General features: G+C 66.4%; 26 protein-coding genes. 16 read left to right on the top strand and 10 right to left on the bottom strand.

Features of this window, described 5'->3' with window-relative positions:
- Positions 1–24: 24 nt before the first annotated feature.
- From WMC41_RS05255 to WMC41_RS05275, 5 genes are all read right to left on the bottom strand, one after another.
- The gene (locus WMC41_RS05255; RefSeq protein WP_432347233.1) at positions 25–2,118 is read right to left on the bottom strand and encodes a S9 family peptidase; all 2,094 of its coding nucleotides are present in this window, start codon (positions 2,116–2,118) and stop codon (positions 25–27) included.
- Positions 2,119–2,186: 68 nt separating this feature from the next.
- Complete coding sequence (locus tag WMC41_RS05260) at positions 2,187–2,621, bottom strand: DUF6691 family protein (RefSeq protein ID WP_244769919.1); 435 nt, start codon at positions 2,619–2,621, stop codon at positions 2,187–2,189.
- Positions 2,618–3,028 (bottom strand): YeeE/YedE family protein, encoded by a 411-nt coding sequence (locus WMC41_RS05265; RefSeq protein WP_432347234.1) that lies wholly within the window; start codon positions 3,026–3,028, stop codon positions 2,618–2,620. Before WMC41_RS05265 ends, WMC41_RS05260 begins: the two co-directional genes overlap by 4 nt.
- Positions 3,025–3,369, bottom strand: coding sequence for a sulfite-sensing transcriptional repressor BigR (bigR, locus tag WMC41_RS05270; RefSeq protein ID WP_432347235.1), 345 nt, complete (start codon positions 3,367–3,369; stop codon positions 3,025–3,027). Before bigR ends, WMC41_RS05265 begins: the two co-directional genes overlap by 4 nt.
- Positions 3,370–3,466: 97 nt before the next feature.
- Positions 3,467–4,594, bottom strand: coding sequence for an AI-2E family transporter (locus WMC41_RS05275; protein ID WP_432347236.1), 1,128 nt, complete (start codon positions 4,592–4,594; stop codon positions 3,467–3,469).
- Between the two features lie 165 nt (positions 4,595–4,759).
- On the opposite strand from WMC41_RS05275, the gene WMC41_RS05280 reads away from it, so the two are divergent.
- A complete protein-coding gene (locus WMC41_RS05280) occupies positions 4,760–5,170 on the top strand; it encodes a DUF930 domain-containing protein (protein ID WP_432347237.1) in 411 nt (136 codons plus the stop codon).
- Positions 5,171–5,747: 577 nt separating this feature from the next.
- Here WMC41_RS05280 and WMC41_RS05285 read toward each other — a convergent pair.
- Positions 5,748–6,617, bottom strand: coding sequence for a VOC family protein (locus WMC41_RS05285; RefSeq protein WP_432348270.1), 870 nt, complete (start codon positions 6,615–6,617; stop codon positions 5,748–5,750).
- A gap of 304 nt (positions 6,618–6,921) precedes the next feature.
- On the opposite strand from WMC41_RS05285, the gene WMC41_RS05290 reads away from it, so the two are divergent.
- Positions 6,922–7,245, top strand: a complete 324-nt coding sequence (locus WMC41_RS05290; RefSeq protein WP_064329474.1) for a TraR/DksA family transcriptional regulator — start codon at positions 6,922–6,924, stop codon at positions 7,243–7,245.
- A gap of 121 nt (positions 7,246–7,366) precedes the next feature.
- Positions 7,367–8,026, top strand: a complete 660-nt coding sequence (gene trhA / locus WMC41_RS05295; RefSeq protein ID WP_244769923.1) for a PAQR family membrane homeostasis protein TrhA — start codon at positions 7,367–7,369, stop codon at positions 8,024–8,026.
- 50 nt (positions 8,027–8,076) lie between these two features.
- On the opposite strand, the gene WMC41_RS05300 is transcribed toward trhA, so the two are convergent.
- Positions 8,077–8,577, bottom strand: a complete 501-nt coding sequence (locus tag WMC41_RS05300) for a hypothetical protein (RefSeq protein ID WP_432347238.1) — start codon at positions 8,575–8,577, stop codon at positions 8,077–8,079.
- Between the two features lie 230 nt (positions 8,578–8,807).
- Between WMC41_RS05300 and WMC41_RS05305 the strand changes: the two genes are divergently transcribed.
- Positions 8,808–9,311 carry a GNAT family N-acetyltransferase gene (locus tag WMC41_RS05305; protein WP_244769925.1) on the top strand — a complete coding sequence of 168 codons (504 nt, stop codon included), beginning with the start codon at positions 8,808–8,810 and terminating at the stop codon, positions 9,309–9,311.
- 30 nt (positions 9,312–9,341) lie between these two features.
- On the opposite strand, the gene msrB is transcribed toward WMC41_RS05305, so the two are convergent.
- Complete coding sequence (msrB, locus tag WMC41_RS05310; RefSeq protein WP_244769926.1) at positions 9,342–9,749, bottom strand: peptide-methionine (R)-S-oxide reductase MsrB; 408 nt, start codon at positions 9,747–9,749, stop codon at positions 9,342–9,344.
- 117 nt (positions 9,750–9,866) lie between these two features.
- Between msrB and WMC41_RS05315 the strand changes: the two genes are divergently transcribed.
- The 12 genes from WMC41_RS05315 (at position 9,867) to WMC41_RS05370 (ending at position 19,189) form a co-directional block, all read left to right on the top strand.
- Positions 9,867–10,118 carry a type II toxin-antitoxin system VapB family antitoxin gene (locus tag WMC41_RS05315; RefSeq protein WP_272804858.1) on the top strand — a complete coding sequence of 84 codons (252 nt, stop codon included), beginning with the start codon at positions 9,867–9,869 and terminating at the stop codon, positions 10,116–10,118.
- Positions 10,115–10,510 carry a type II toxin-antitoxin system VapC family toxin gene (locus tag WMC41_RS05320; protein WP_432347239.1) on the top strand — a complete coding sequence of 132 codons (396 nt, stop codon included), beginning with the start codon at positions 10,115–10,117 and terminating at the stop codon, positions 10,508–10,510. Before WMC41_RS05315 ends, WMC41_RS05320 begins: the two co-directional genes overlap by 4 nt.
- Before the next feature lie 47 nt (positions 10,511–10,557).
- Complete coding sequence (locus WMC41_RS05325) at positions 10,558–12,882, top strand: putative monovalent cation/H+ antiporter subunit A (RefSeq protein WP_432347240.1); 2,325 nt, start codon at positions 10,558–10,560, stop codon at positions 12,880–12,882.
- Between the two features lie 445 nt (positions 12,883–13,327).
- Positions 13,328–13,747 (top strand): Na(+)/H(+) antiporter subunit B, encoded by a 420-nt coding sequence (locus tag WMC41_RS05330; protein WP_244769930.1) that lies wholly within the window; start codon positions 13,328–13,330, stop codon positions 13,745–13,747.
- A complete protein-coding gene (locus tag WMC41_RS05335; RefSeq protein WP_133033142.1) occupies positions 13,747–14,124 on the top strand; it encodes a Na+/H+ antiporter subunit C in 378 nt (125 codons plus the stop codon). The genes WMC41_RS05330 and WMC41_RS05335 overlap by 1 nt, the downstream gene beginning before the upstream one ends.
- 17 nt (positions 14,125–14,141) lie before the next feature.
- Positions 14,142–15,683, top strand: coding sequence for a Na+/H+ antiporter subunit D (locus WMC41_RS05340; RefSeq protein WP_432347241.1), 1,542 nt, complete (start codon positions 14,142–14,144; stop codon positions 15,681–15,683).
- Between the two features lies 1 nt (position 15,684).
- Positions 15,685–16,158, top strand: a complete 474-nt coding sequence (locus WMC41_RS05345; protein ID WP_432347242.1) for a Na+/H+ antiporter subunit E — start codon at positions 15,685–15,687, stop codon at positions 16,156–16,158.
- On the top strand, positions 16,158–16,523 hold the full coding sequence (locus WMC41_RS05350; RefSeq protein ID WP_432347243.1) for a cation:proton antiporter: 366 nt from the start codon (positions 16,158–16,160) through the stop codon (positions 16,521–16,523). The genes WMC41_RS05345 and WMC41_RS05350 overlap by 1 nt, the downstream gene beginning before the upstream one ends.
- Positions 16,523–16,879: a monovalent cation/H(+) antiporter subunit G gene (gene mnhG / locus WMC41_RS05355; protein ID WP_432347244.1), complete on the top strand. Its 357-nt coding sequence runs from the start codon at positions 16,523–16,525 to the stop codon at positions 16,877–16,879. The genes WMC41_RS05350 and mnhG overlap by 1 nt, the downstream gene beginning before the upstream one ends.
- A 411-nt stretch (positions 16,880–17,290) precedes the next feature.
- Complete coding sequence (locus WMC41_RS05360) at positions 17,291–17,725, top strand: MucR family transcriptional regulator (protein WP_244769936.1); 435 nt, start codon at positions 17,291–17,293, stop codon at positions 17,723–17,725.
- A 230-nt stretch (positions 17,726–17,955) separates the two neighbouring features.
- Positions 17,956–18,399 carry a helix-turn-helix domain-containing protein gene (locus WMC41_RS05365; protein WP_432347245.1) on the top strand — a complete coding sequence of 148 codons (444 nt, stop codon included), beginning with the start codon at positions 17,956–17,958 and terminating at the stop codon, positions 18,397–18,399.
- Positions 18,392–19,189, top strand: coding sequence for a DUF6456 domain-containing protein (locus tag WMC41_RS05370; protein WP_432347246.1), 798 nt, complete (start codon positions 18,392–18,394; stop codon positions 19,187–19,189). Before WMC41_RS05365 ends, WMC41_RS05370 begins: the two co-directional genes overlap by 8 nt.
- 301 nt (positions 19,190–19,490) lie before the next feature.
- Here WMC41_RS05370 and WMC41_RS05375 read toward each other — a convergent pair whose 3' ends face one another.
- Both WMC41_RS05375 and WMC41_RS05380 read right to left on the bottom strand, forming a co-directional pair.
- The gene (locus WMC41_RS05375) at positions 19,491–19,910 is read right to left on the bottom strand and encodes a SufE family protein (protein WP_432347247.1); all 420 of its coding nucleotides are present in this window, start codon (positions 19,908–19,910) and stop codon (positions 19,491–19,493) included.
- 153 nt (positions 19,911–20,063) lie between these two features.
- On the bottom strand, positions 20,064–20,489 hold the full coding sequence (locus tag WMC41_RS05380; protein ID WP_272804867.1) for a DUF5330 domain-containing protein: 426 nt from the start codon (positions 20,487–20,489) through the stop codon (positions 20,064–20,066).
- Positions 20,490–20,780: the final 291 nt, after the last annotated feature.

Raw genomic sequence — 20,780 nt, forward strand, 5'->3', positions numbered from 1 at the left:
GGCTGGCCCGCCCGCGGGACGGGATCACATCTTCCCCGCCACCTTGATCGCGAAGGCATATTCGAAGGCGATCTCCTCCAGGCGCTGGAAGCGGCCCGAGGCGCCGCCGTGGCCGGCGCCCATATTGGTCTTGAGGAGGATCGGTTCGGTGCCGGTCGTCTTTTCGCGCAGCCGGGCCACCCATTTGGTGGGCTCCCAGTAGGTGACGCGCGGGTCGGTGAGGCCGGAAAGCGCGAGGATGGCGGGGTAGGGCTTCGCGTCCACATTGTCGTAGGGCGAGTAGCTGGCCATCAGCTGGTAGAAATCCCTGCTCTCGATCGGGTTGCCCCATTCCGGCCATTCCGGCGGGGTCAGCGGCAGCGTGTCGTCCAGCATGGTGTTGAGCACGTCGACGAAGGGCACGGCGGCGATGATGCCGCCGAACTTTTCCGGCGCCATGTTGGCGACCGCCCCCATCAGCATGCCGCCGGCCGAGCCGCCCTCGGCGACGATCTTCGCGTAGGACGTGAACTTCTCCTCGTTCAGATAATCGGCCGCGGCGATGAAGTCCTTGAAGGTGTTGGTCTTCCTGTCCATCTTGCCGTTCTCGTACCAGGCAAAGCCCTTGTCCTTGCCGCCGCGGATATGGGCGATGGCATAGACGAAGCCGCGGTCGACCAGCGACAGGCAATTGGTGTTGAACCCGGCGGGGATGGTGATGCCGTAGGCGCCGTAGCCGTAGAGCAGGCAGGGCGCCGAACCGTCGAGCGGCGTGTCCTTGCGGTAGAGCAGGGTGACGGGCACGCTCTCGCCGTCCGGGGCCGGCGCGAAGACGCGGCGGGTGACGTAGTCGTCGATCGTGTGGCCGGACGGCACTTCCTGCGTCTTCAGGAGCGTGCGCTCGCGCGTTGTCATGTCGTAGTCGAAGAGCTGCGAGGGCGTGGTCATCGAGGAATAGGAGAAGCGGATGACGTCGGTGTCGTATTCCGCCGCGCCGGAAAGGCCGAGCGAATAGGCCTCCTCCGCAAAGGCGATGGCGTGCTCCTCGCCGCTTTCCCGGTCGCGCACGACGATGCGCGGCAGGCCCTCGTGGCGCTCCAGCCAGACGAGGTGGCGGGCAAACGCCATGTGGTTGAGGATCAGCGTGCCCGGCCGGTGCGGCACGACCTCCGTCCAGTTCTCCCGGCCCGGCGCCGTCACCGGCGTCTGCATGATCTTGAAGTCCTTGGCGCCGTCGGCATTGGTGAGGATGTAGAAGACGTCGCCGCCCTCGGTCATCGAATATTCGAGCCCCGTCTGGCGCGGCGCGACGACGACCGGGTTGGCGAGGAGGTCCTTGGTGGAGAGCAGGCGGTATTCGCTCGTCTCGTGGTCGTGGATGTCGATATAGATGAAGTCGTCGATCAGCGAGCCGCCGACCGACATGAAGAAGCCGGCATCCTTCTCCTCGTAGACGAGGCGGTCGTTCTCCTGCCGCTCGCCGAGGATGTGGTGGAAGATCTTCGACGGGCGGTGGTTCTCGTCAAGCGCGGTGTAGAACAAGCTCTTGGCATCCGGCGCCCAGACGCCGTCGCCGCCGGTATTGGCGAGCTCGTCGCTGCGGTCCTCGCCGGTCGCAAGGTCGCGCACCTTCAGCGTGAAATATTCCGAGCCCTTGTCGTCATAGCCCCAGATGCCGAGCGAATGGTCGGTGGAGTGATGGATGCCGGACAGGCGGAAATAGTCCTTGCCCGCCGCCTCCTTGTCGCCGTCGAGCAGGATGGTCCGTTCGCCGCCCTCGCGCGGCTCGCGGAAATAGCGCGGCTGCTCGCCGCCGGTGACATAGGCGGTGCCGTAGGCGAAGGGGCCGTCCTTCACGGGCACGGAGCTGTCGTCCTCCTTGATGCGGCCGCGCATCTCGGCAAACAGCACCTTCTGCAGCGCCTCCGTATCGGCCATCGCGGCCGTCATATAGGCGTTCTCCGCCTCCAGATGCGCGCGGATCTCCGGCTGCAGGATCGAGGGGTCCTTGAACATCGCCTGCCAGTTCTCGTCGCGGAACCAGGCATAGTCGTCGGTGCGGGTGATGCCGTGGCGGGTATCGGAGACCGGCTTCTTGGCGGCGACGGGGGCGGCGGGCAGGTTTTTGAAGACGGGCAAGGGATCACTCCGGCAAATCGGTAGGCGGGACCAGAGAGATAGAGGCCCCGGCGGCCCGCATCAAGCGCTCAGCCCGCCCGGCGGGCGAAAAGCCGGTCGTGCAGCACCATGCCCGCCACCATGCAGGCGACGAAGAGGAGGGGTTCTGCCCGGCCGAGCGAAAGGGCGGCCAGCGCCGGGCCGGGGCAGAAGCCGCCAAGCCCCCAGCCGAGGCCGAACAGCGCCGAGCCGAGGATCAGTCTGCGGTCGACGGGGCGGGTGTCGGGCAGGTGGAAGCCTTCCGCGAAGGCCGGGCGTGCCAGGCGGCGCACAAGGACGAGGCCGAGCATCATGACGGCGACGGCGCCGCCGAGCACGAAGGCAAGGCTTGGATCCCAGGCGCCGGCAAGGTCGAGGAAGCCCTGCACGCGCGCGGGGTCCAGCATGCCGGAAAGGGCAAGGCCGAGGCCGAAGAGCGCGCCGCAGCCGAGCGCGGACAGGATTTGTGGGAGGGAACGGGTCACAGGCCGGAACTCCGCAGGAGCGCGACGGCGAAAACGCCGGCAACGAGGAAGCTGGCGACGGCGGCGAAGGAGCGCGGCGAAAGCCGGGCAAGGCCGACGACGCCGTGGCCGCTGGTGCAGCCGCAGCCCATGCGCGTGCCGAAGCCGACGAGGAGGCCGGCGGCGGCGATGAGCGGCAGCGGTGCGGCGATGGTGACTGCCGGCCAGCCGCCCGCAAGGGCCCGGTAGAGCAGGGGGCCGAGCAGGAGGCCGGCGACGAAGGCGGCGTTGACGGCGACATTGCTCCCCTCCGCGAGCCGGCCGACAATGCCGCTGATGCCGGCGACGCGGCCGTTGAGGACGAGCAGCAGCGCGGCGGCAAGGCCGATCAGCATGCCGCCGAGAAGGGCGGGAAGATAGGCGGTCATGGGCTTTCCCCGTCCGTGCAGAAGATCGTGTAGAGCGCGCCGACGAGCCTTGCGGCCTTTTCGGCGGTGAGGCGGTAGAAGATCTGCTTGCCCTTGCGGCGCGTCTCGACGATGCCGGCCTCGCGCAGCACGTTGAGCTGCTGGGAGAGCGTCGGCTGGTGGATGCCGAGCCGCCGTTCGAGGTCGCCGACGCAGAACTCGCCCTCGACCAGGGTGCAGACCAGCATCAGCCGGGCCGGGTGGGCGAGCGTCTTCAGCAGGCCTGCGACCTCCGCCGCCCGCGCCTCCATGGCCTGCGGCGGCAGCGGCCCTGCGCCGCCGGGCGGTCTGGTTGTGCTCATGCGGGGGTCCCTTCCAGCCGTTGCCCATAACATTATACATTTTCATATAATGTATAATGTTTATACGCAAGCGGGCTGGCGAGGGTGCGGCGGTTTGTCAGCCGGGCAGGCTGCGGCGGGCCTTGCGCTTGGCGGGGCGCAGCTCGTCGGCGATGGTCATGCCGATGATGGAGAGGGGCAGGGCGAGCATGGCGCCGGCCGCGCCCCACATCCAGGTCCAGAAGATGATGGCGGTGAAGATGATGAAGGCGTTGACCTCCAGCCGCTTGCCCATCACGGCCGGCATGACGAGGTTTTCCATGGCCAGGTGCACGAGGAAGAAGCCGAGCGCCGGCAGGAGGCCCATCACCAGCGTCTCGTGCGTGAGAAGGCCGGCGGTGGCGAGCGCGATGGTCATCAGCGTCACGCCGAGGAAGGGCACGAACGAGGAGAGGAAGGCGAAGAGCCCCCAGAGCACGGGCATGGCCAGCCCGCCGCCCCAGGTGATGAGGGCGGTGACGACGCCGAGCGCGCCATAGACCAGCGCCGCGGTGGCGAAATAATAGCCGAGCGCGCTGTCGATGGCGTTCATGACGCGGATGGCGGCGAGCCGCTGGCCGCGGCGCGGGAAGGCCATGATGAGCATCTGGCGCAGCTTCAGCCGCGCGGAGAGGAAAAGCACCAGCGCGGCGAAGAAGATCATGCCCTGCAGCAGGGCGGGGGTGAGGCTGGCCGAGAGGATGCCAAGGATGCTGCCGGTGTTCTCCAGCACCTTCTCCATCGACATCTGGCCGCTCTCGAAGGTCTGCGGGCTGATGTTCAGCCAGCCGAGGCGGGAAAAGAGCGGCGTGATGCGATCATACGCCCCGCGCACCAGGTCGGGTGCGTTGGCGGCAAGCTGGGTGATCGGATCGGCAAGCAGGCCGGCGATGAAGAAGACCCCGAAGCCGAAGGCGCCGGCCAGGAGCAGCGCGGTCGGCAGCGGGGGAATGCCGAGGTCGGTGAGCTTTTCCGCCGCCACGCCGAAGATGAGGCCCGTGACGACCGCCAGCGACAGCGGGATGAGGATCGGCGCCATGAGATAGACGACCGCCATGGCCATGATCGCGAAAATGCCGATGGCCGCCCAGGCGGCGGCAATGTCCAGCCCGTAGCGGCGGGGCGCGCCCTCCGAAAGGTCCTTTTCGATGTCGAGACTGCCCCGCAAGAGCCGCCGTTCGGCCGGTTTTCCCGATATGTCATGCATGGCGCATCCCCCGCTTTCCGCGCCGGAAACGCGCGAGGAAAGCGGAAGTTCCACCGCCTGCGGCTTGAAACCTCTGGTGGGTTGCCAGCGTCGCGAAATCGACATATTGCCCGTTAACCCCGAATTAAGGTGTCGGAAATGACGCCACGAAGAGGAGGCCGACAGTTGAAACGGCAGGCAGGCGGGCTTTTCATCGCCCTTTGCACCCTGGCGCTCGCGCCGCTCTGTTCATCGCCCGCGCTGGCGCTCGATGCGCGCGTGCGCAGCCAGCTTCAGAAGCTGACGCCGGAAGAGCGGCTGGAACAGCGCTGCGACATCGAGGCGATGGACCAGATCAGCGACGCCAAGGGCGGCTTCCGCCCGGACAAGGTGATCGCCTATGCCTTCGGCGATCCCAAGCTCGACGGCACGACGATCAAGACGAAGGGCGCCGTCTTCCGCAGCGGCGGCGAATGGTATCGCCTTTCCTACAAATGCGAGGCGAGCGCCGACCGCCTGGAGGTCAACGCCTTCAAGTACCGCATCGGCGACGTGGTGCCGCACGAGGACTGGGCGGCGCACTATCTCTACGATTGAGGGTGGGTTCGGCCGGGAAGGTGGTCGCGGAGCCGATCCTGTGGGGTGAGGATTTCCCCTTTGCCCTGCCGGGCATCTCCCCGTTGAGGGCGGGAGAATTGCATATGACAGCACGCTGCTGCTTTCCCCTTCTCCCCCGCGGGGAGAAGGTGGCCCGAAGGGCCGGATGAGGGGGTGGCTCGGACAAATCCTTTACGCCTTCGACCTCCCCCTCATCCGCCTGCCGGCACCTTCTCCCCGCGGGGGAGAAGGGGATGGGGCAACGGTTTCCTTCCATAGGCGATTGGACCTAGGGGGACTGGATGGAACACCGTTTCATCGTTCTTAGCGCCGGAGTTTGAGCAAGGTCTCCTCCTTGTGGGCAGGCGAATTGCATATGGAATGAGGCGACGCGTCTTGCCCCTTCTCCCCCGCGGGGAGAAGGTCGCGGCAGCGGGATGAGGGGGTGGCGCAGACGTCAGACGGTGTGCAAGCCCCCTCATCCGGCCCTTCGGGCCACCTTCTCCCCGCGGGGGAGAAGGGGAAAGCAGCAGGGCAGAGGGGGTGTCCCAATCCTTCACCGTTTCTTGCCAGGCCTTCAGGCCGAGAGCCTGAGGCCGATGCCCCAGGGATCGACGAGCGAGACGGTGTCGCCGCTGCGCGTCGTCGGGATCGCCAATGCGTCCAGCTTGTCCAGTGCCGTTTCCAGCCTGGCCGGTTCGTTGAAGCGGATCGTGTAGTCGGCAAGGCCGGTCATGCCGGGCCGGCGCTTCGGCTGGCCGCGCGAGTTCCACACATTGGCCGCGACATGGTGGTGGTATTTTCCGGTCGCGAAGAAGCTGGCGCCCGGATAGGTCGCCATGATGTCGAGGCCGAGCACGTCGCGGAAGAAGGCGTCCGCCTCCGGGATGTCGGAGACCTGCAGGTGGATGTGGCCGATGGCGGTGCCGTTTTCCTGGCCGGTCCAGCCGTCCTTCGGCGCCTCGTCGTAGAGCCCCTGCAGGTCGAGCCGGTGCGTCGCCATCTTCACCGTGCCGTCCGGCCCATAGGTCCATTCGGAACGGTCGCGGTCGCGATAGACCTCGATGCCGTTGCCTTCCGGGTCGTCGAGATAGATCGCCTCGCTGACGAGATGGTCGGAGGCGCCGGTGAGCGGCACGTTGTTGTGCGCGGCATGGGCGAGCCAGCGGCCGAGTTCCCTGCGATCCGGCGCGAGGAAGGCGGTATGGAACAGGCCCGGCGCGTTACGCGGCGCGCGGGCGGTGTTGCTGTCCGTCGTCAGTGTCAGAAGCGGCCGGCCGGCAACGCCGAGCGTTTCGCCCGAGGCCGACTTCTCGAGCACCGAAAGGCCCATGACCTGCTGGTAGAAGGCCGAGAGCATCGGCAGGTCGATCACCGTCAGGTGCGAATGGTCGACGAAGGCCGGCATCTCGACGGCGTGGCTGGTCGTGGTGGTCGTATCGTTCATCGGGGCGGTCTCCGCGCGGCTGGGGCCGGCCCTGGTGGCGGCGATGCCCGCGGCGGCGGCGCCGAGGAATGTCCGTCTGTCGAGGTCCGTCATGGTTTGATCCCTGTCTCGGTTTCCCCTGGAAACCGTTCTGTCGGAAGGGAATATGGCGGAGCGGCGGCGTTCACGAAAGATGGTGTTTCGGCGATTTACCGTCAATGTGGTGTTGACGATCCGGGTACGGGAACTTGATTCCGATCAATGTCGTTTTTCAGGTACGATGCCATTTTCGGCGCATGATCGGAAACAAAGGGAGACCGGTATCGTGACGGACCTGGCGCAGTACAAGGACATTCTGGAGACCCGCAAGCGCGAGCTCTACCGCCGCCTCAACAAGATCGAGAAGGATCTCGACACGCTGAAGAGCGGCGACAGCGCCGACCGCGCCATCGAGCGGGAGAATGACGAGGTGCTGGAGGAATTCGGCACGACCGGCCTCAAGGAGCTGGGCGCCATCGACGCCGCGCTTGACCGCATCGCCGCCGGTACGTTCGGGCTCTGCGCCAAGTGCGGCGCGCCGATCTCCGAGGCCCGCCTTGCCGCCGTGCCCCATGCCGCGCTCTGCGAGGAATGCATCGCGCAGCAATGAGGCATCCTCGGGCTCGACCCGAGGGTTCATCTCACACGGCAAACTTTTGTGATCCGCGCACACCCTTGCCCCCTGCCTCCAAACGCGCCACCATGGCCCGACATACAAGGCAGGGCCGGCAGTGGTGGAGATCAAGGGCGTCAAGTGGAACTATGACCGGGTCGAGGTGATCGCCGACGGCATCGTGCATGGCGTCGGCGTGGTCCTCGCGCTGATCGGCGTGACGGCGCTGATCTTCTATGCCACCGTCTGGGCGACGAGCGGGCAGCTGGCGGCCGCCTGGGTCTACGGCATCGGGCTCGTCGTCGCGCTCGCCACCTCCTTCGCCTACAACCTCTGGCCGGTCTCGAAGGTCAAGTGGCATCTGCGCCGCTTCGACCATGCGGCGATCTTCGTGCTGATCGCCGCCACCTACACGCCCTTCCTGCAGCGCGGCATCGACGATCCGCTGCTGGCCGGCATGCTTGTCGGCATCTGGCTGATGGCGGCGGCGGGTATCGCGCTGAAATTCCTCTTTCCCGGCCGTTACGACCGGCTGGCGATCCTCATCTATCTCGCCATGGGCTGGAGCGGGGTGCTCGCCGCCGGGCCGCTGACGACGCATCTTTCCACGGCCACGCTGACGCTGATCGTCGCCGGCGGCGTGCTCTATTCGGTCGGCGTCATCTTCCATGTCTGGGAGAAGCTGCGCTTCCAGAACGCCATCTGGCACGCCTTCGTCGTCGCCGCGGCCGCCGTGCATTATTCGGCGGTGCTGACCAGCGTCGTCTCGGGCGTCTGACGGCCTTTCTCGCTGCGATTGCGGCCGCAAGGCCCTGCGCTGGACTTGCCCTATTGCGCCGCTGGGGCGGCGCCCTGCGCGCTCGTGCAGCCCTCGGCCGGCCGCAGCGATTTCACCAGTCTCCCGACGAACGGCGAGATCTCCGCCTTCATCGACTGCGGGTATTCCAGCACGAAGGAGGCCGCGGCGTCGTCGCACAGCGCGATGATCCGGTGGTAGAGGATGGAATCGACGAGCGTGCCGGAAAGGCTCGCCCAGCCCGTCGTCTGCCGGTCATAGCTGAGGTCCCAGCCCTCCTGCAGATATGTGGTCCGCCGGTCGTCGACCTCTTCCCTGAACAGCCCGGTCGCCAGGTGGTTCGCCCAGATGGAGAGCCTCGCCTCGCCCTTCGCATAGGTCCGCCCGTCGCCATTGTCGGCTTCCTGCACGAGCGTGAAACCGGGCGGGATCTCCACCGCAAAGCCGAAGCGGGCATTGACATAGGGCTCCCAGCCCTGCGCGAAGGCAGCACCGGGGAGGGCGAGGAAAAGAAGAAGGAGAAAGCGTTGCACGATCGGCTACTCGTTGATGGCGTCCCCTGGGGAACGGACAAAGGTGGGCGTTTCTTCACCCGGCAACCACTGCCGGAGTTCCCGAAGCGATTCCGTTTCAAGGAATTGCGCAGCGCTTTTAAACTGTTGCAGCACTCTTCGCGCGTCAAGTTTGCGGCGCGGCGCCGGAATGCAGGCTGGACAGCTTTCCCGCTCCTCCTGTATGGCAGGAGGCAGAACCGGGGGGAACCATGGACATCACGATACGCGACGCCGTGGAGGCGGATCTTCCCGGCATCATGGACATCTACAACGATGCCGTCGCCAACACGACGGCGATCTGGAACGAGGCCATCGTCGACCTCGACAATCGCAAGGCCTGGTTCTCCGCCCGCCGGGAGCGCGGTTTCCCGGTGCTCGTCGCCATGCGCGGCAAGCAGGTGATCGGCTATGCCTCCTATGGCGACTGGCGGGCCTTCGACGGCTATCGCCACACGGTCGAGCATTCCGTCTATGTGCGCGGCGATTGTCGCGGCACCGGCACGGGCAAGCGCCTTCTCAAGGCGCTGATCGACCGGGCGGGCTTCAACGGCATCCATGTCATGATCGCCGGCATCGAGGCGGAGAACGCCGCCTCGATCAAGCTGCACGAAAAGCTCGGCTTCCGGGTGGTCGGCCGGTTCAGCGAGGTCGGCATCAAGTTCGGCCGCTGGCTGGACCTGACCTGCATGGAACTCAAGGTTCCCAAGCGGTAGGGCCGGCCCGAGGCCGCCTTTCCGCGCGCCTCAATCCGGATCGAAGCGGAGCGCCACGCCGTTCATGCAGAAGCGCAGGCCCGTCGGCGGCGGGCCGTCCGGGAAGACGTGGCCGAGATGGGCGTCGCAGTCCGAACAGCGGATCTCCGTGCGCGTCATGCCGTAGGAATAATCGGAATGGTCGCTCACCGCGCCGGGCTCGATCGGCTGGTAGAAGCTCGGCCAGCCGGTGCCGGAATTGAACTTCGCCTCCGACCGGTAGAGCGGCCTGTCGCAGCAGATGCAGCGATAGGTGCCCTTCTTGGAAAGGTCGAAATCGGGGCTGGAGAAGGCGCGTTCCGTGCCGTGCTCGCGCGTGATGCGGAACTGCTCCGGCGTCAGGATCTCCCGCCACTCGTCCTTCGTCTTGTTGACCTTCAACGTCTTCGTGTCGCTCATCGCGTCCTCCTGTCGGTGCATTAGATAGGACTTCGATTGCGGCAAAACAATTGGCCCGATCGCTTGAAAGTTGCGCCTGTTCCTCCTATCCTCCTTTTTTAAGGAAAGGAGGAAAACATGCCTTTGAACATCAAGGACGAGGAGGCCCATGCCCTTGCCCGCATGCTGGCCGAAGCGACCGGCGAAAGCCTGACGCGGGCGGTAAAGGTCTCCATCGAGGAGCGCCTCGCGCGCGTGCGCCATCTCAAGGCCGTGCGCCTCGCCGACCAGCTCGACAGGATCGCGCTTGATTGCGCCGGCCTGCCCGTGCTCGATGCGCGAACGCCCGAGGCTATTCTCGGTTATGATGAAAGCGGCCTGCCGCGATGATCGTGCTGGACACGTCTGCGCTGATCGCCATTTTGACCGACGAGCCGGAGCGGCGGGCGTTCAACGAGGCCATCGAGCGGGCCGCAACCCGCATGATGAGCGCGGCGACATTGCTCGAAACGAAGATTGTGCTGTTTGCCCGCCATGGCGGCGCGGGTGTCAATGCGCTGGATGCCTTTCTGCTGCGCGGTGATATCCAGGTCGCGCCGGTCACCGCGGCCCAGGCGGAGCTTGCCTTCGAGGCCTTCCGGCGTTTCGGCCGGGGCACGGGTCATGCCGCACATTTGAACTATGGTGATTGTTTTTCCTATGCATTGGCGCGTGAAAACGACGCGCCCTTGCTGTTCAAGGGTGGTGATTTCCGCCATACCGACGTAGAACCGGCGATCTGAAAAAAAACACGGCACGACGGGCAAAGCCCGCGCATGAGGGAGAGGGGATGCTACCAGACACGATGGGCTTGACCTTCCTTGCCTTCTGTCTGCCGTTTCTCGGCGCGCTGGTCGCGCCGGCGCTCACGCGGCTCCTCGGTCACCATGCCGCCTGGCCGCTGGCGCTGGTGCCGGCCGCGATCTTCCTCCACTTCATCGGCTTCAATGCGGAGGTCTCGCGCGGCGAGATCGTCACGGGCGGCTATGCCTGGGTGCCGTCCTACAATGTCAGCTTCTCCTGGCTGATCGACGGCCTGTCGCTCGCCTTCCTGCTCCTGATCTCCGGCATCGGCACGCTCATCGTGCTCTATGCCGGCGGCTACCTGAAGGGGCATCGGCACGAGGGGCGGTTCTTCTCCTTCATCCTGATGTTCATGGGCGCGATGCTCGGCCTCGTCGCCTCCGACAGCTTCCTGATGCTCTTCGTCTTCTGGGAGCTGACCTCGATCACCTCCTTCCTGCTGATCGGCTTCGACCATGCGCGCGAGGCCTCGCGCCGCGCCGCGCTGCAGGCGCTGGTCGTCACCGGCGGCGGCGGGCTCTTCCTTCTGGCCGGTCTGCTGCTCCTGTGGAACGTCACCGACGTCACGCAGCTGTCGCTTCTGATGTCCTTCGGCGCGGAGGTGCGGGCAAGCCCGTTCTACCTGCCGCTGCTCTTCCTCATCCTCGGCGGCGCCTTCACCAAGTCGGCGCAGTTCCCGTTCCATTTCTGGCTGCCGAACGCCATGGAGGCGCCGACGCCCGTCTCGGCCTATCTCCATTCGGCCACCATGGTGAAGGCCGGCGTCTATCTCCTGATGCGGCTCAATCCCGTCATGGGCGACACGCCCGCCTGGGAGACGATCCTGCCGGCCTTCGGCGGGCTGACGCTCATCGTCGGCGCGGTGCTCGCCATCCGCCAGAGCGACCTGAAGCTGATGCTCGCCTATACGACGGTCGCCTCGCTCGGCCTTCTCGTGATGCTGACCGGTTTCGGCTCGCAGCATGCAGTGGCCGCCGCCGCGCTCTATCTCGTCGCCCACTCGCTCTTCAAGGGCGCGCTCTTCATGGTCGCCGGCCTCATCGACCACGAGACGGGCACGCGCGACATCACCCGGCTCGGCGGGCTCAGGCGGGCGATGCCCGTCACCTTCCTGGCCGCGCTTTTCGCCGCGCTCTCCATGGCCGGCCTGCCGCCCTTCTTCGGCTTCCTCGCCAAGGAGGAGGTCTATGCGGCGCTTGCCGGCGGCAGCCTGCGCGCCATCGCGTTCACCGCCGCGGCCGTCATCGGCAACGGGCTGATGTTCGCCGTCGCCTTCGCGGTGGCGCTGAAACCGTTCCTCGGCGCGCCGGTTAAGACGCCGAAACATGCGCATGAGGGGCCGGCCCTCCTGTGGATCGGCCCCGTGCTGCTCGCCGTCAAGGGGCTTGTCATCGGCCTCTTCTCCGCCGCCGCCCATGCCCTGCTGACGTCGCCGCTCGCCTCCGCCATCGCCGGCAGGCCGCAGACGGTCGCCATTTCGGCCCTGCCGCATCTCGGCCTCGCGCTGGCGCTGTCCGTCGTCACCATTGTCTTCGGCATCGCCGTCTTCCTCTTCATCGACAAGGCGCGCGCGGCGGCGAACCGGCTGGTCGAGGATATCGGCTGGGGACCGGACCGTGGCTTCGACCAGGTGATGACGGGCCTCGTGCGCGCCGCCGCGGCGATCACCCGCCTCGTCCAGCCCGGCCGCATGGAGATCTACATGACGGCGGCCTTCGCGGTGATCGCGCTGGCGCTGCTCGTGCCGCCCGCCGTCTATGGCGAATGGCCGCGCCTGCCGGTCTGGCCGGCCGACATGCCGTTCCACGAGCTGGCCGTCATGGCGCTCGCGGTCCTCGGCATCGGCGCGGTGCTGACGGCGAGCAACCGCCTGACGGCCATCGTCGCGCTCGGCATCCAGGGCTTCTGCGTCGCATTGCTCTTCCTGCTGTTCGGCGCGCCGGACCTCGCCTTCACGCAGTTCATGATCGAGACGCTGTCGGTCGTCATCCTCGCCCTCGTCATGACGCGGCTGAAGCTGACGCCGCGCGACCACCGCCCCTTGCGCGAGAAGATCCCGGACGCGGTCATCGCCATCGCCTGCGGCCTCGGCTTCTCGCTCTATCTCCTGAAGGTCACGCAGGGCCGGTTCGACACGGCGCTCACCGATTTCTTCAACCTCTATTCCAAGACGATCGCGCATGGCGCCAATGTCGTGAACGTCATCATCGTCGATTTCCGCGGCACGGACACGCTGGGCGAGATCGCCGTCGTCATGGTGACGGGCCTGGCGATTCTGTCGATCATCCGCATCCGCAAGGGGAGGGCGTGATGGGCAGGGTCTTTGGTCGCCGTCCTCAGAGGCAGAGCAATGCCATTACCCCCCTCTGCCCTGCCGGGCATCTCCCCCACAAGGGGGGAGATCGGCAAGGGGCGGCCACCGTGCTCGATCAGGGACGTCGGAGATGGGCGGAACATCTCTCTATCCAATCTCCCCCCTTGAGGGGACGATCGCATATGGCGTTCGACGTTGCGGCTCTCCCCTTCTCCCCCGCGGGGAGAAGGTGGCCCGAAGGGTCGGATGAGGGGGTGGCTCGGATCGAGCCTTTGCGGCTTCGCTATCCCCCTCATCCGCCTGCCGGCACCTTCTCCCCGCGGGGGAGAAGGGGATGGAGCAACGGTTTCCTTCCATGTGCGATCGCCCAGCCCTTGAGGGGGAGATGCCCGGCAGGGCAGAGGGGGGTGTCCCCGCACGCCCCAGCGAGAGGCCGGCGCCCATGACCACACTCATCTTCCGCACCGTCGCCCCGTTCCTCACCGCGCTCATGGTGCTGTTCTCGCTCTTCGTGCTGCTGCGCGGCCACAACGAGCCGGGCGGCGGGTTCATCGGCGGGCTGATCGCCGTCTCGGCCTTCGCGATCTACGGCATCGCCAACGGCATTGCCGCCGTGCGCAGGGCGCTGTGGTTCCATCCGATGGCGATCTCGGCCTTCGGGCTCTTCATCGCGGCGATCGCCGGCCTGATGTCGATCTTTTTCGCCGTGCCCTTCATGACGGGGCTCTGGGTCTATCCGGTCATCCTCGGCGTCGAGATTCCGCTTTCCAGCGTCATGCTGTTCGATACCGGCGTCTATCTCGTGGTGGTGGGCGCGATCACCTCGATCGCCCTGGCGCTGGAAGCAGAGGAGGACGCCTGATGGAAGTGCCCTTCGTCCTCCTCATCGGCCTGTTCTTTTCCGCAGCCGTCTATCTGATGCTGTCGAAGTTCCTGGTGCGCGTGCTGCTCGGCGTCGTGCTGCTCGGCAATGCGGTGAACCTCCTCATCTTCACCAACGGCCGCATCCTGCGCGAGGTGCCGCCGATCATCCCGGCCGGCCATGACGTGCCGCAGGCGCTCACCGCCAATCCGCTGCCGCAGGCGCTCATCCTGACGGCGATCGTGATTTCCTTCTCCTTCTTCGCCTTCCTGCTGGTGCTCGTCTACCGCGCCTACCAGGACCTCGGCACCGACAACGGCAACGAGATGCGCCTGGCGGAGCCGGAAAACGACCCCCTTCCGCCGACCGGCTACTGACAGGAACCGACCCGCCAATGGCCGCAACGCCGACCGATCTTACCGCAGCCCTCGTCATGACCCCGGTCGCCCCTGCCGACTGGCTGGTCGTGCTGCCGCCCGCCTGGTGCATCCTGGCCGGCGCGGTGCTCCTGATGGCCCGCAAGTCGCTGCACCTGCAGGGCGTCCTCGCGGTCCCCGCGCTCGCCGTGCTGGTGCTGCTCGATGCGCTGCTGCTTGCCCACGTCGCGGCAAACGGCCCCATGACGATGGTCATGGGCCGCTGGCTGCCGCCCTTCGGCATCGCGTTCACGGCGGACCTGACGGGCGTGCTCTTCGCCCTTGCGGGCGCCGTCGTGGCGCTTGCCGGCGCCGTGCACGCGCTCACCGATATCGACGGCAGCGGCCGGCGCTACGGCTTCTATCCGTTCCTGCTGCTGCTGATGGCCGGCGTTTCCGGCGCCTTCCTGACGGGCGACATCTTCAACCTCTATGTCTGGTTCGAGGTGTTGCTGATCTCGTCCTTCGGCCTCATCACGCTCGGCTCGGAGCCGCGGCAGATCGACGGCGCCATCAAGTATGCCTTCCTCAACCTCATCGCGACCACGCTGTTCCTGATCACGACCGGCTATCTCTACGGCATCTTCGGCACGCTCAACATGGCCGACATCGCCACGAAGGCGGCGGCGGGCCGCGCCGAGCTGCCGCTGATGACGCTCGCCATGCTCTACCTCACCGCCTTCGGCATGAAGGCCGCGGCCTTCCCGGTGAATTTCTGGCTGCCGGCCTCCTACCACACGCCGCGCATCGTGGTGTCCGCGCTGTTCGCGGGCCTCCTCACCAAGGTCGGCATCTATGCGCTGCTGCGCACGCTGATCATGCTCTTCCCGGTCGAGCGGGAGGAGCTGAGCTTCGTCATCGCGCTCACGGGCGCGGCCACCATGCTCCTCGGCGCGCTCGGCGCGCTCGGGCAGAACGACATCCGCCGGCTGCTCGGCTATCTCGTCATCTCGGGCATCGGCATCATGCTGGCCGGCCTGTCGCTCGGCAGCCCGGGCGGCACCGGTGGGGCGATCTTCTATGCGCTGCATTCCATGGTCGTGATGACGGGGCTCTACATGGCGGCGGGGCTTGCCGGGCGGCTTTCCGGCACGTTCGATCTTTCCCGCCTCGGCGGGCTCTATGCGCGCTCGGCGCTGTTCTCCGCACTGTCGCTGGTGCTGTTCTTCGCCGTCTCCGGCCTGCCGCCGTTCTCCGGCTTCTGGCCGAAGGTCATGGTGGCCAAGGCGGCCATGGATATCGGCGCCTGGTGGCTGGCGGCGGTGGTCTTCCTCAGCGGCTTCCTGACGACCATCGCGGTCGGCCGGGTGTTCCTCTTGGCCTACTGGCGCCCGGCGGACGGGGCCCTTGCGGCAGAGGCCATTCCGGCAAGCGCGCTGCTGCCGCTTGCCGTGCTCACCGTGCTGACGGTGGTCTTCGGCCTCTTTCCGGATGCGCTGCTCTCGACCATCCAGCTCGCCGCGCAGGGGCTGGCCGATCCGCGGGCCTATGTCGGCTCCGTCTTTCCGGGAGGCAACTGACATGCGGCCCGCCTTCACCGTCGCCCTGTTCGCGCTCGCCTGGCTTGCCGTCTCCGGCAGCTTCACCATTCCCAACCTCTTGCTCGGCATCGTCGCGGGTGCCCTGTCGCTCGCGCTGATCCGCGATCACATCCGGCCGGACGGAAGGCGCATCCGGCCGCTGAAGCTGCTGTCGCTGCTCCTGCTGTTCATCAAGGAACTGGCGCTCTCCGCCTGGAAGGTGGCGGTGCTGGTGGCGAGCCCGAAAATGGCGCTGAAGCCCGGCATCTTCGCCTTTCCGCTGACGGTCGACCGGGATTTCGAGATCACGCTGCTCGCCAATCTCATCACGCTGACGCCGGGCACGCTCTCCGTCGACGTCTCCGCCGACCGCAAGGTGCTCTACGTGCACGCGCTCGACTGCTCCGATGCCGTCGGCACGCGACGGGAGATCGCGAACGGCTTCGAGAAGAAGATTCTGGAGGCCTTCCGCTGATGGATGCCGAAACCGTCATCTCCGCCGCCGCCGCGATCGCGCTCTTCCTGATGTGCGCAGCCTTCTTCCTGACGGCCTACCGGGTCGTCAAGGGGCCGACGCTGCCGGACCGCATCGTCGCGCTCGACATGCTGGTGGCCATCGCCATCGGCTTCATCGCCGTCCTCGCCATCAGGACCGGCTTCAACCTCTATATCGACATCGCCATCGCGCTCGGCCTCGTCGGCTTCCTCGCCACCGTCGCCTTCGCGCGTTTCGTGCTGCGCCAGGGCATGGAGGCGGACGAACCGGCGGCAGGCGGCGAAAGCCCCGTCCGCAAGGGCGTGCGGCAGGGCAAAACGGCCAAGGCAAGGAGGCGGCGCTGATGCTGGATCTCGTTCTCGCGGTCATCGTCGCCGTCATGCTGGTCGCCGGCGGCATCTTCACCTTCCTGGCGGCCCTCGGCATTGTGCGCCTGCCGGATGTCTATACCCGCATGCACGCCGCCTCGAAGGCCGGCACGGTCGGCTCCGGCCTCATGCTCTTTGCCGCCGGCTTCCATTCGCTCGATGCGGCGATCTTCACGCGGGCGCTCGCCGGCTTCGTCTTCTTCGTGCTGACGGCGCCGATCGCCGCCCATCTCGTCGCCAGGGCGGCCCACGAGGCCGGCTATCGCCTCTCGCGCCATACTGTGCTTGACGAGATGCGCGATGCGCGCGAACGCGGCAACAAGAAGCGTTGATAAAGGGTTGAACGCCCAGTCCTCAGAAATTGTAGTATCCACTAACTTTTAGTGGCTTGCCTTTTCTATTGAAAGCTTCCGCTTTGTCTTCACAAAATAATACTGGACAATGAATTGTGGAATGGTATTTCAGACGAAGTAAAGCATCCGGGTTGAATAGGCTTGTATGCGGTTTTCCTGTTTAAGTTGAGTTCGAGCCGTATCTATGCCCATGAGGTATATGCCGGCAGGAGCTGGCGCATGACACGGCGGCCGCTATAGTGGAAGTTATATTGACGAAAATGTCTGCATTTCGACGGGCGAGCATTATTCTGCCACAGGATCACCCGACAAGGACGCTTTACGCCGAATTCATTGTCCAGGTCGATGGGTAGGGCCATCGACCTGCGTGTTGTCCGACAGGAGAAAGAAATGACCGAAACAAACCCTGCCGCCGGCTCCAATCTGCTTGTGGAATTGACCGCCGATATCGTCGCCGCCTATGTGGGCAATCACGTCGTTCCCGTCGCGGAGCTGCCGGGCCTGATCGCCGACGTGCATGCCGCGCTCAACAACACGACGCAGCCTGCCGCCGCCGTCGAGGCCCCCGTCGTCGCCGAAAAGCCGAAGCCGCCGGTGCCGGTGAAGAAATCCGTGCAGAACGACTACATCATCTGCCTGGAAGACGGCCAGAAGTTCAAGTCGCTGAAGCGCCACCTGATGACCCATTACGGCATGACCCCGGAAGAATACCGCGAGAAGTGGGACCTGCCGGCCGACTACCCGATGGTCGCGCCCGCCTATGCGGAAGCCCGCTCGCGCCTCGCCAAGGAAATGGGCCTCGGCCAGCGCCGCAAGGGCAAGTAAGCCCCGCATTCCGCTTGCATTTCGAAGGCCGGTCCCGCAAGGGGCCGGCCTTTTGCGTGCCGGCGGTTCGGGCGCATATCAGCAAGGGATTAAGGAATAAAAACCTATATGGGGATGTTCGTCATAAATTTATGAAGAAATTCAAGGAAAGGTTGCGGTGATACGCTTCATTCGTCCCCACTCATCCTCTAGGGTGTATGAATAAATTCCTATCAACGGAGTGGCCAGTCATGCACCAGTTCATCGTTCCCCACCGGCGGTCGTCGCTCGAAATCCCGTCCTGCCCCGGTCCGGCGCCGGAAACCAAGGGGGCCGTGCCGGGTGGGGCGGCGCCGCCGGTGCCGGTCGTGCCGGCCGGCGTCGCCTGCCGCATCGTGCGCCAGCTGGTGCTGGAAATGACGGCGATGGCGGGCGAGCGGCCGCTCTGGCGGCGCGACGGCCGGCGCACCACCTGCCATGTGCGCCAGATCGCCATGTATGTCTGCCATGTCGTGCTGCGCCTGTCGCAGTCCGATATCGGCGCCGCCTTCGGGCGCGACCGCACGACGGTCGGCCATGCCTGCAACGTGGTGGAGGACCGCCGCGACGATGCCGCCTTCGACGCCTTCGTCTCGGCGATCGAGCGTGTCGTGCTTTCGGTCTTCGGCCCGGCGGGGATCGGCAGCCATGGGTGAGGGCGGGGACACGACGAACGATGCGGCGCTTGCGAAGGTCCTGCGCCTCCTGCTGGCGGCCGGCGAGGCGAGGGTAGCCGGGGAGGCGGCGCTTGCGGCCGACGGGCGCCGGCAGCCGCTTGCCCCGGCGCTTCTCGCCGCGGCGCTGCGCCGCGGGCTCGTCAGGCGCGAGGGCGACCGGCTCTTTGCGACGGCGGAGGCGCGGGCCTATCTGAAGCGCAGGCTCTGCACGGCAGAGACGCCCTTCGCCGACCAGCACCGGGACCTCGCCGAGGTGACGGTGCTGCGCGACGGGGCGCGGGAGCGGGCGCTCGCCAACCGGCTGGAATCGCCGCTGGCGAGCCTGACCCGGCTGAAGGAGAAGACGGGCGAGGCCTTCCTGCCGGACACCGCCCTTGCCGCCGGCGAGCGGCTGCATGCGGATTTCACCCGCGGCGGCCTGCAGCCGCGTTTGACCATGTCCTGGGAGCCGCGCATCGCCGGCCGCCAGAAGGGCGAGGCGGGCGCGGCGCGCGAGCTTACCGACACCGCGCTTGCCGCCCGCCTGCGCGTGGCGCGGGCCATCACGGCGATCGGGCCGGAACTGTCGGGCGTCGCGCTCGATGTCTGCTGCTTCATGAAGGGGCTGGAGACGGTGGAGCGCGAGCGGCAATGGCCCGCCCGCTCGGCCAAGCTGATGCTGCGCGCCGCCCTGATGGCGCTCGCCCGCCACTATGCCCCGCCGGTCCCGGCCGGCCGGCAGGCCCATGCCTGGGGCGCGGAGGGCTATCGGCCGGAATGGACGGGGTGAGGGGGAAAGGGCGCGTTGCCGCGATTGGCTATGACCCTCTCCGCCTGCCGGTATCTATCCTTCATAAGCGGCGAGACCATCGCCTATGGCGTTCGACGTTGCTCCATCCCCTTCTCCCCCGCGGGGAGAAGGTGCCGGCAGGCGGATGAGGGGGATGGTGAAAACGCAAACGATCCGTCCGAGCCACCCCCTCATCCGACCCTTCGGGCCACCTTCTCCCCGCGGGGGAGAAGGGGAAACGGCACCGTCGAACGCCATAGGCGATGGTCTCGCCGCTTGTGGGGAAAGGCCTTCCGGCCCCCTACGCCGCCACCCGCATCGCCGCCTCTTCCCGTATGCGCCGCACCATCGAGCGCAGGCCGTTGGCGCGCTGGGAGGAGAGGTGCTCGACGAGGCCGATGGCGTTGAAGGTGTCGATGGCGTCGAGGGCGGCGATCTCGGAGGCGCGCTTGCCGGAATAGATGGCGAGCACGATGGCGACGAGGCCGCGCACGATATGCGCGTCCGAATCGCCCTCGAAGGTCATCACCGGATCGGCGCCCGCGCCGGCCTTGCTGACGAGCCAGACCTGGCTGGCGCAGCCCTGTACCTTGTTGGCGGCCGTGCGCTGTTCCTCCGGCAGGTCCGGCAGCGCCTTGCCGAGCTCGATGACGTAGCGGTAACGGTCCTCCCACTCGTCGAGGAAGGCGAAGTCGTCGATGATCTCTTGCAGCGTGGCCATGGTTCTTCCGTGTGCGGGGACTGCCTTCATATAGGCGAGGCCGGCCGGAATTTGAACCGCAAAGCGTGCGGGCAAAAAGAAACGCCGCAGGGAACGGGTCCATGCGGCGGTTGCAGGGCAACGAGTGAGGCAGGCAGAAAATCGGGGGCGGTCTCAGCCCTTGTGGTCGGGACGGCGGGTCGGGATGGCGACGGTGCCGGTGATGACCTCGTCGTCGGCATCGATCGTGGCGACGGCCGGAAGCGGCTGGTCGAGCGCTTCCTTGGCGGCCGGATCGGCCTTGGCGACGGCGGTGCCCTCTTCGGCGAACTGGGTGTCGAGGAACTGGTAGGCGATGCGGGCGCCTTCGCGGGCCCGGTGGCCGAGGGCGACGAAGGTCTCCGCGCCCTTCTCGCAGACGTCGGGCTTTTCCAGGCACATGGCGGTGACGTAATGCAGCGCTTCACTGGCGGCGGTGAACGTGTCGCCGATCTCGACCGCCGGGCCCTTCTCCAGCTTGGCGGAGGATTCCGCGTCCAGGAAGGGGAGCAGGACGAGAACCAGTGAGAACCAGAACGTTCCCTTGATCAGAAACCACATCGCTTGCCATCCTCGTTGTCGCCTCGGCTCTTTGCGGCCTTCGGCTCGTTTGGTCCTTGGCGAACCGTTGATGCGAGAATAGGGGCGGGAAGGAAATTCCCCTTTGCAGGAATCATTCGGGTTTTGCCCAGTTTTGATTAAAATGCGACCTATCGGCCCTCCGACGGCACTTTAAACGCATTTGAGGCAGATTTTAGCGATCGCCGTTAAGGATCGTGGCGGGCCGCGCCGCGGCAAGGCGCCGGAATGCCGGGAGCGTCTCTTCCGGCCCCTTGCCCCAGAAGTTAATAT

The sequence above is a fragment of the Shinella yambaruensis genome, assembly GCF_050859155.1.
GTDB classification, from domain to species: Bacteria; Pseudomonadota; Alphaproteobacteria; order Rhizobiales; family Rhizobiaceae; genus Shinella; species Shinella yambaruensis.

Excerpts from the sequence above, each read along its gene's own strand:
- WMC41_RS05340 (WP_432347241.1), top strand. The coding sequence starts at position 14,142 with ATGGCCGCAACGCCGACCGATCTTACCGCAGCCCTCGTCATGACCCCG.
- WMC41_RS05375 (WP_432347247.1), bottom strand. The coding sequence starts at position 19,910 with ATGGCCACGCTGCAAGAGATCATCGACGACTTCGCCTTCCTCGACGAG.
- msrB (WP_244769926.1), bottom strand. The coding sequence starts at position 9,749 with ATGAGCGACACGAAGACGTTGAAGGTCAACAAGACGAAGGACGAGTGG.
- WMC41_RS05315 (WP_272804858.1), top strand. The coding sequence starts at position 9,867 with ATGCCTTTGAACATCAAGGACGAGGAGGCCCATGCCCTTGCCCGCATG.
- WMC41_RS05360 (WP_244769936.1), top strand. The coding sequence starts at position 17,291 with ATGACCGAAACAAACCCTGCCGCCGGCTCCAATCTGCTTGTGGAATTG.
- WMC41_RS05345 (WP_432347242.1), top strand. The coding sequence starts at position 15,685 with ATGCGGCCCGCCTTCACCGTCGCCCTGTTCGCGCTCGCCTGGCTTGCC.
- WMC41_RS05275 (WP_432347236.1), bottom strand. The coding sequence starts at position 4,594 with ATGCATGACATATCGGGAAAACCGGCCGAACGGCGGCTCTTGCGGGGC.
- WMC41_RS05325 (WP_432347240.1), top strand. The coding sequence starts at position 10,558 with ATGCTACCAGACACGATGGGCTTGACCTTCCTTGCCTTCTGTCTGCCG.
- mnhG (WP_432347244.1), top strand. The coding sequence starts at position 16,523 with ATGCTGGATCTCGTTCTCGCGGTCATCGTCGCCGTCATGCTGGTCGCC.
- WMC41_RS05335 (WP_133033142.1), top strand. The coding sequence starts at position 13,747 with ATGGAAGTGCCCTTCGTCCTCCTCATCGGCCTGTTCTTTTCCGCAGCC.
- bigR (WP_432347235.1), bottom strand. The coding sequence starts at position 3,369 with ATGAGCACAACCAGACCGCCCGGCGGCGCAGGGCCGCTGCCGCCGCAG.
- WMC41_RS05365 (WP_432347245.1), top strand. The coding sequence starts at position 17,956 with ATGCACCAGTTCATCGTTCCCCACCGGCGGTCGTCGCTCGAAATCCCG.
- WMC41_RS05305 (WP_244769925.1), top strand. The coding sequence starts at position 8,808 with ATGGACATCACGATACGCGACGCCGTGGAGGCGGATCTTCCCGGCATC.
- WMC41_RS05370 (WP_432347246.1), top strand. The coding sequence starts at position 18,392 with ATGGGTGAGGGCGGGGACACGACGAACGATGCGGCGCTTGCGAAGGTC.
- WMC41_RS05330 (WP_244769930.1), top strand. The coding sequence starts at position 13,328 with ATGACCACACTCATCTTCCGCACCGTCGCCCCGTTCCTCACCGCGCTC.
- WMC41_RS05265 (WP_432347234.1), bottom strand. The coding sequence starts at position 3,028 with ATGACCGCCTATCTTCCCGCCCTTCTCGGCGGCATGCTGATCGGCCTT.
- WMC41_RS05350 (WP_432347243.1), top strand. The coding sequence starts at position 16,158 with ATGGATGCCGAAACCGTCATCTCCGCCGCCGCCGCGATCGCGCTCTTC.
- WMC41_RS05320 (WP_432347239.1), top strand. The coding sequence starts at position 10,115 with ATGATCGTGCTGGACACGTCTGCGCTGATCGCCATTTTGACCGACGAG.
- WMC41_RS05285 (WP_432348270.1), bottom strand. The coding sequence starts at position 6,617 with ATGAACGATACGACCACCACGACCAGCCACGCCGTCGAGATGCCGGCC.
- WMC41_RS05380 (WP_272804867.1), bottom strand. The coding sequence starts at position 20,489 with ATGTGGTTTCTGATCAAGGGAACGTTCTGGTTCTCACTGGTTCTCGTC.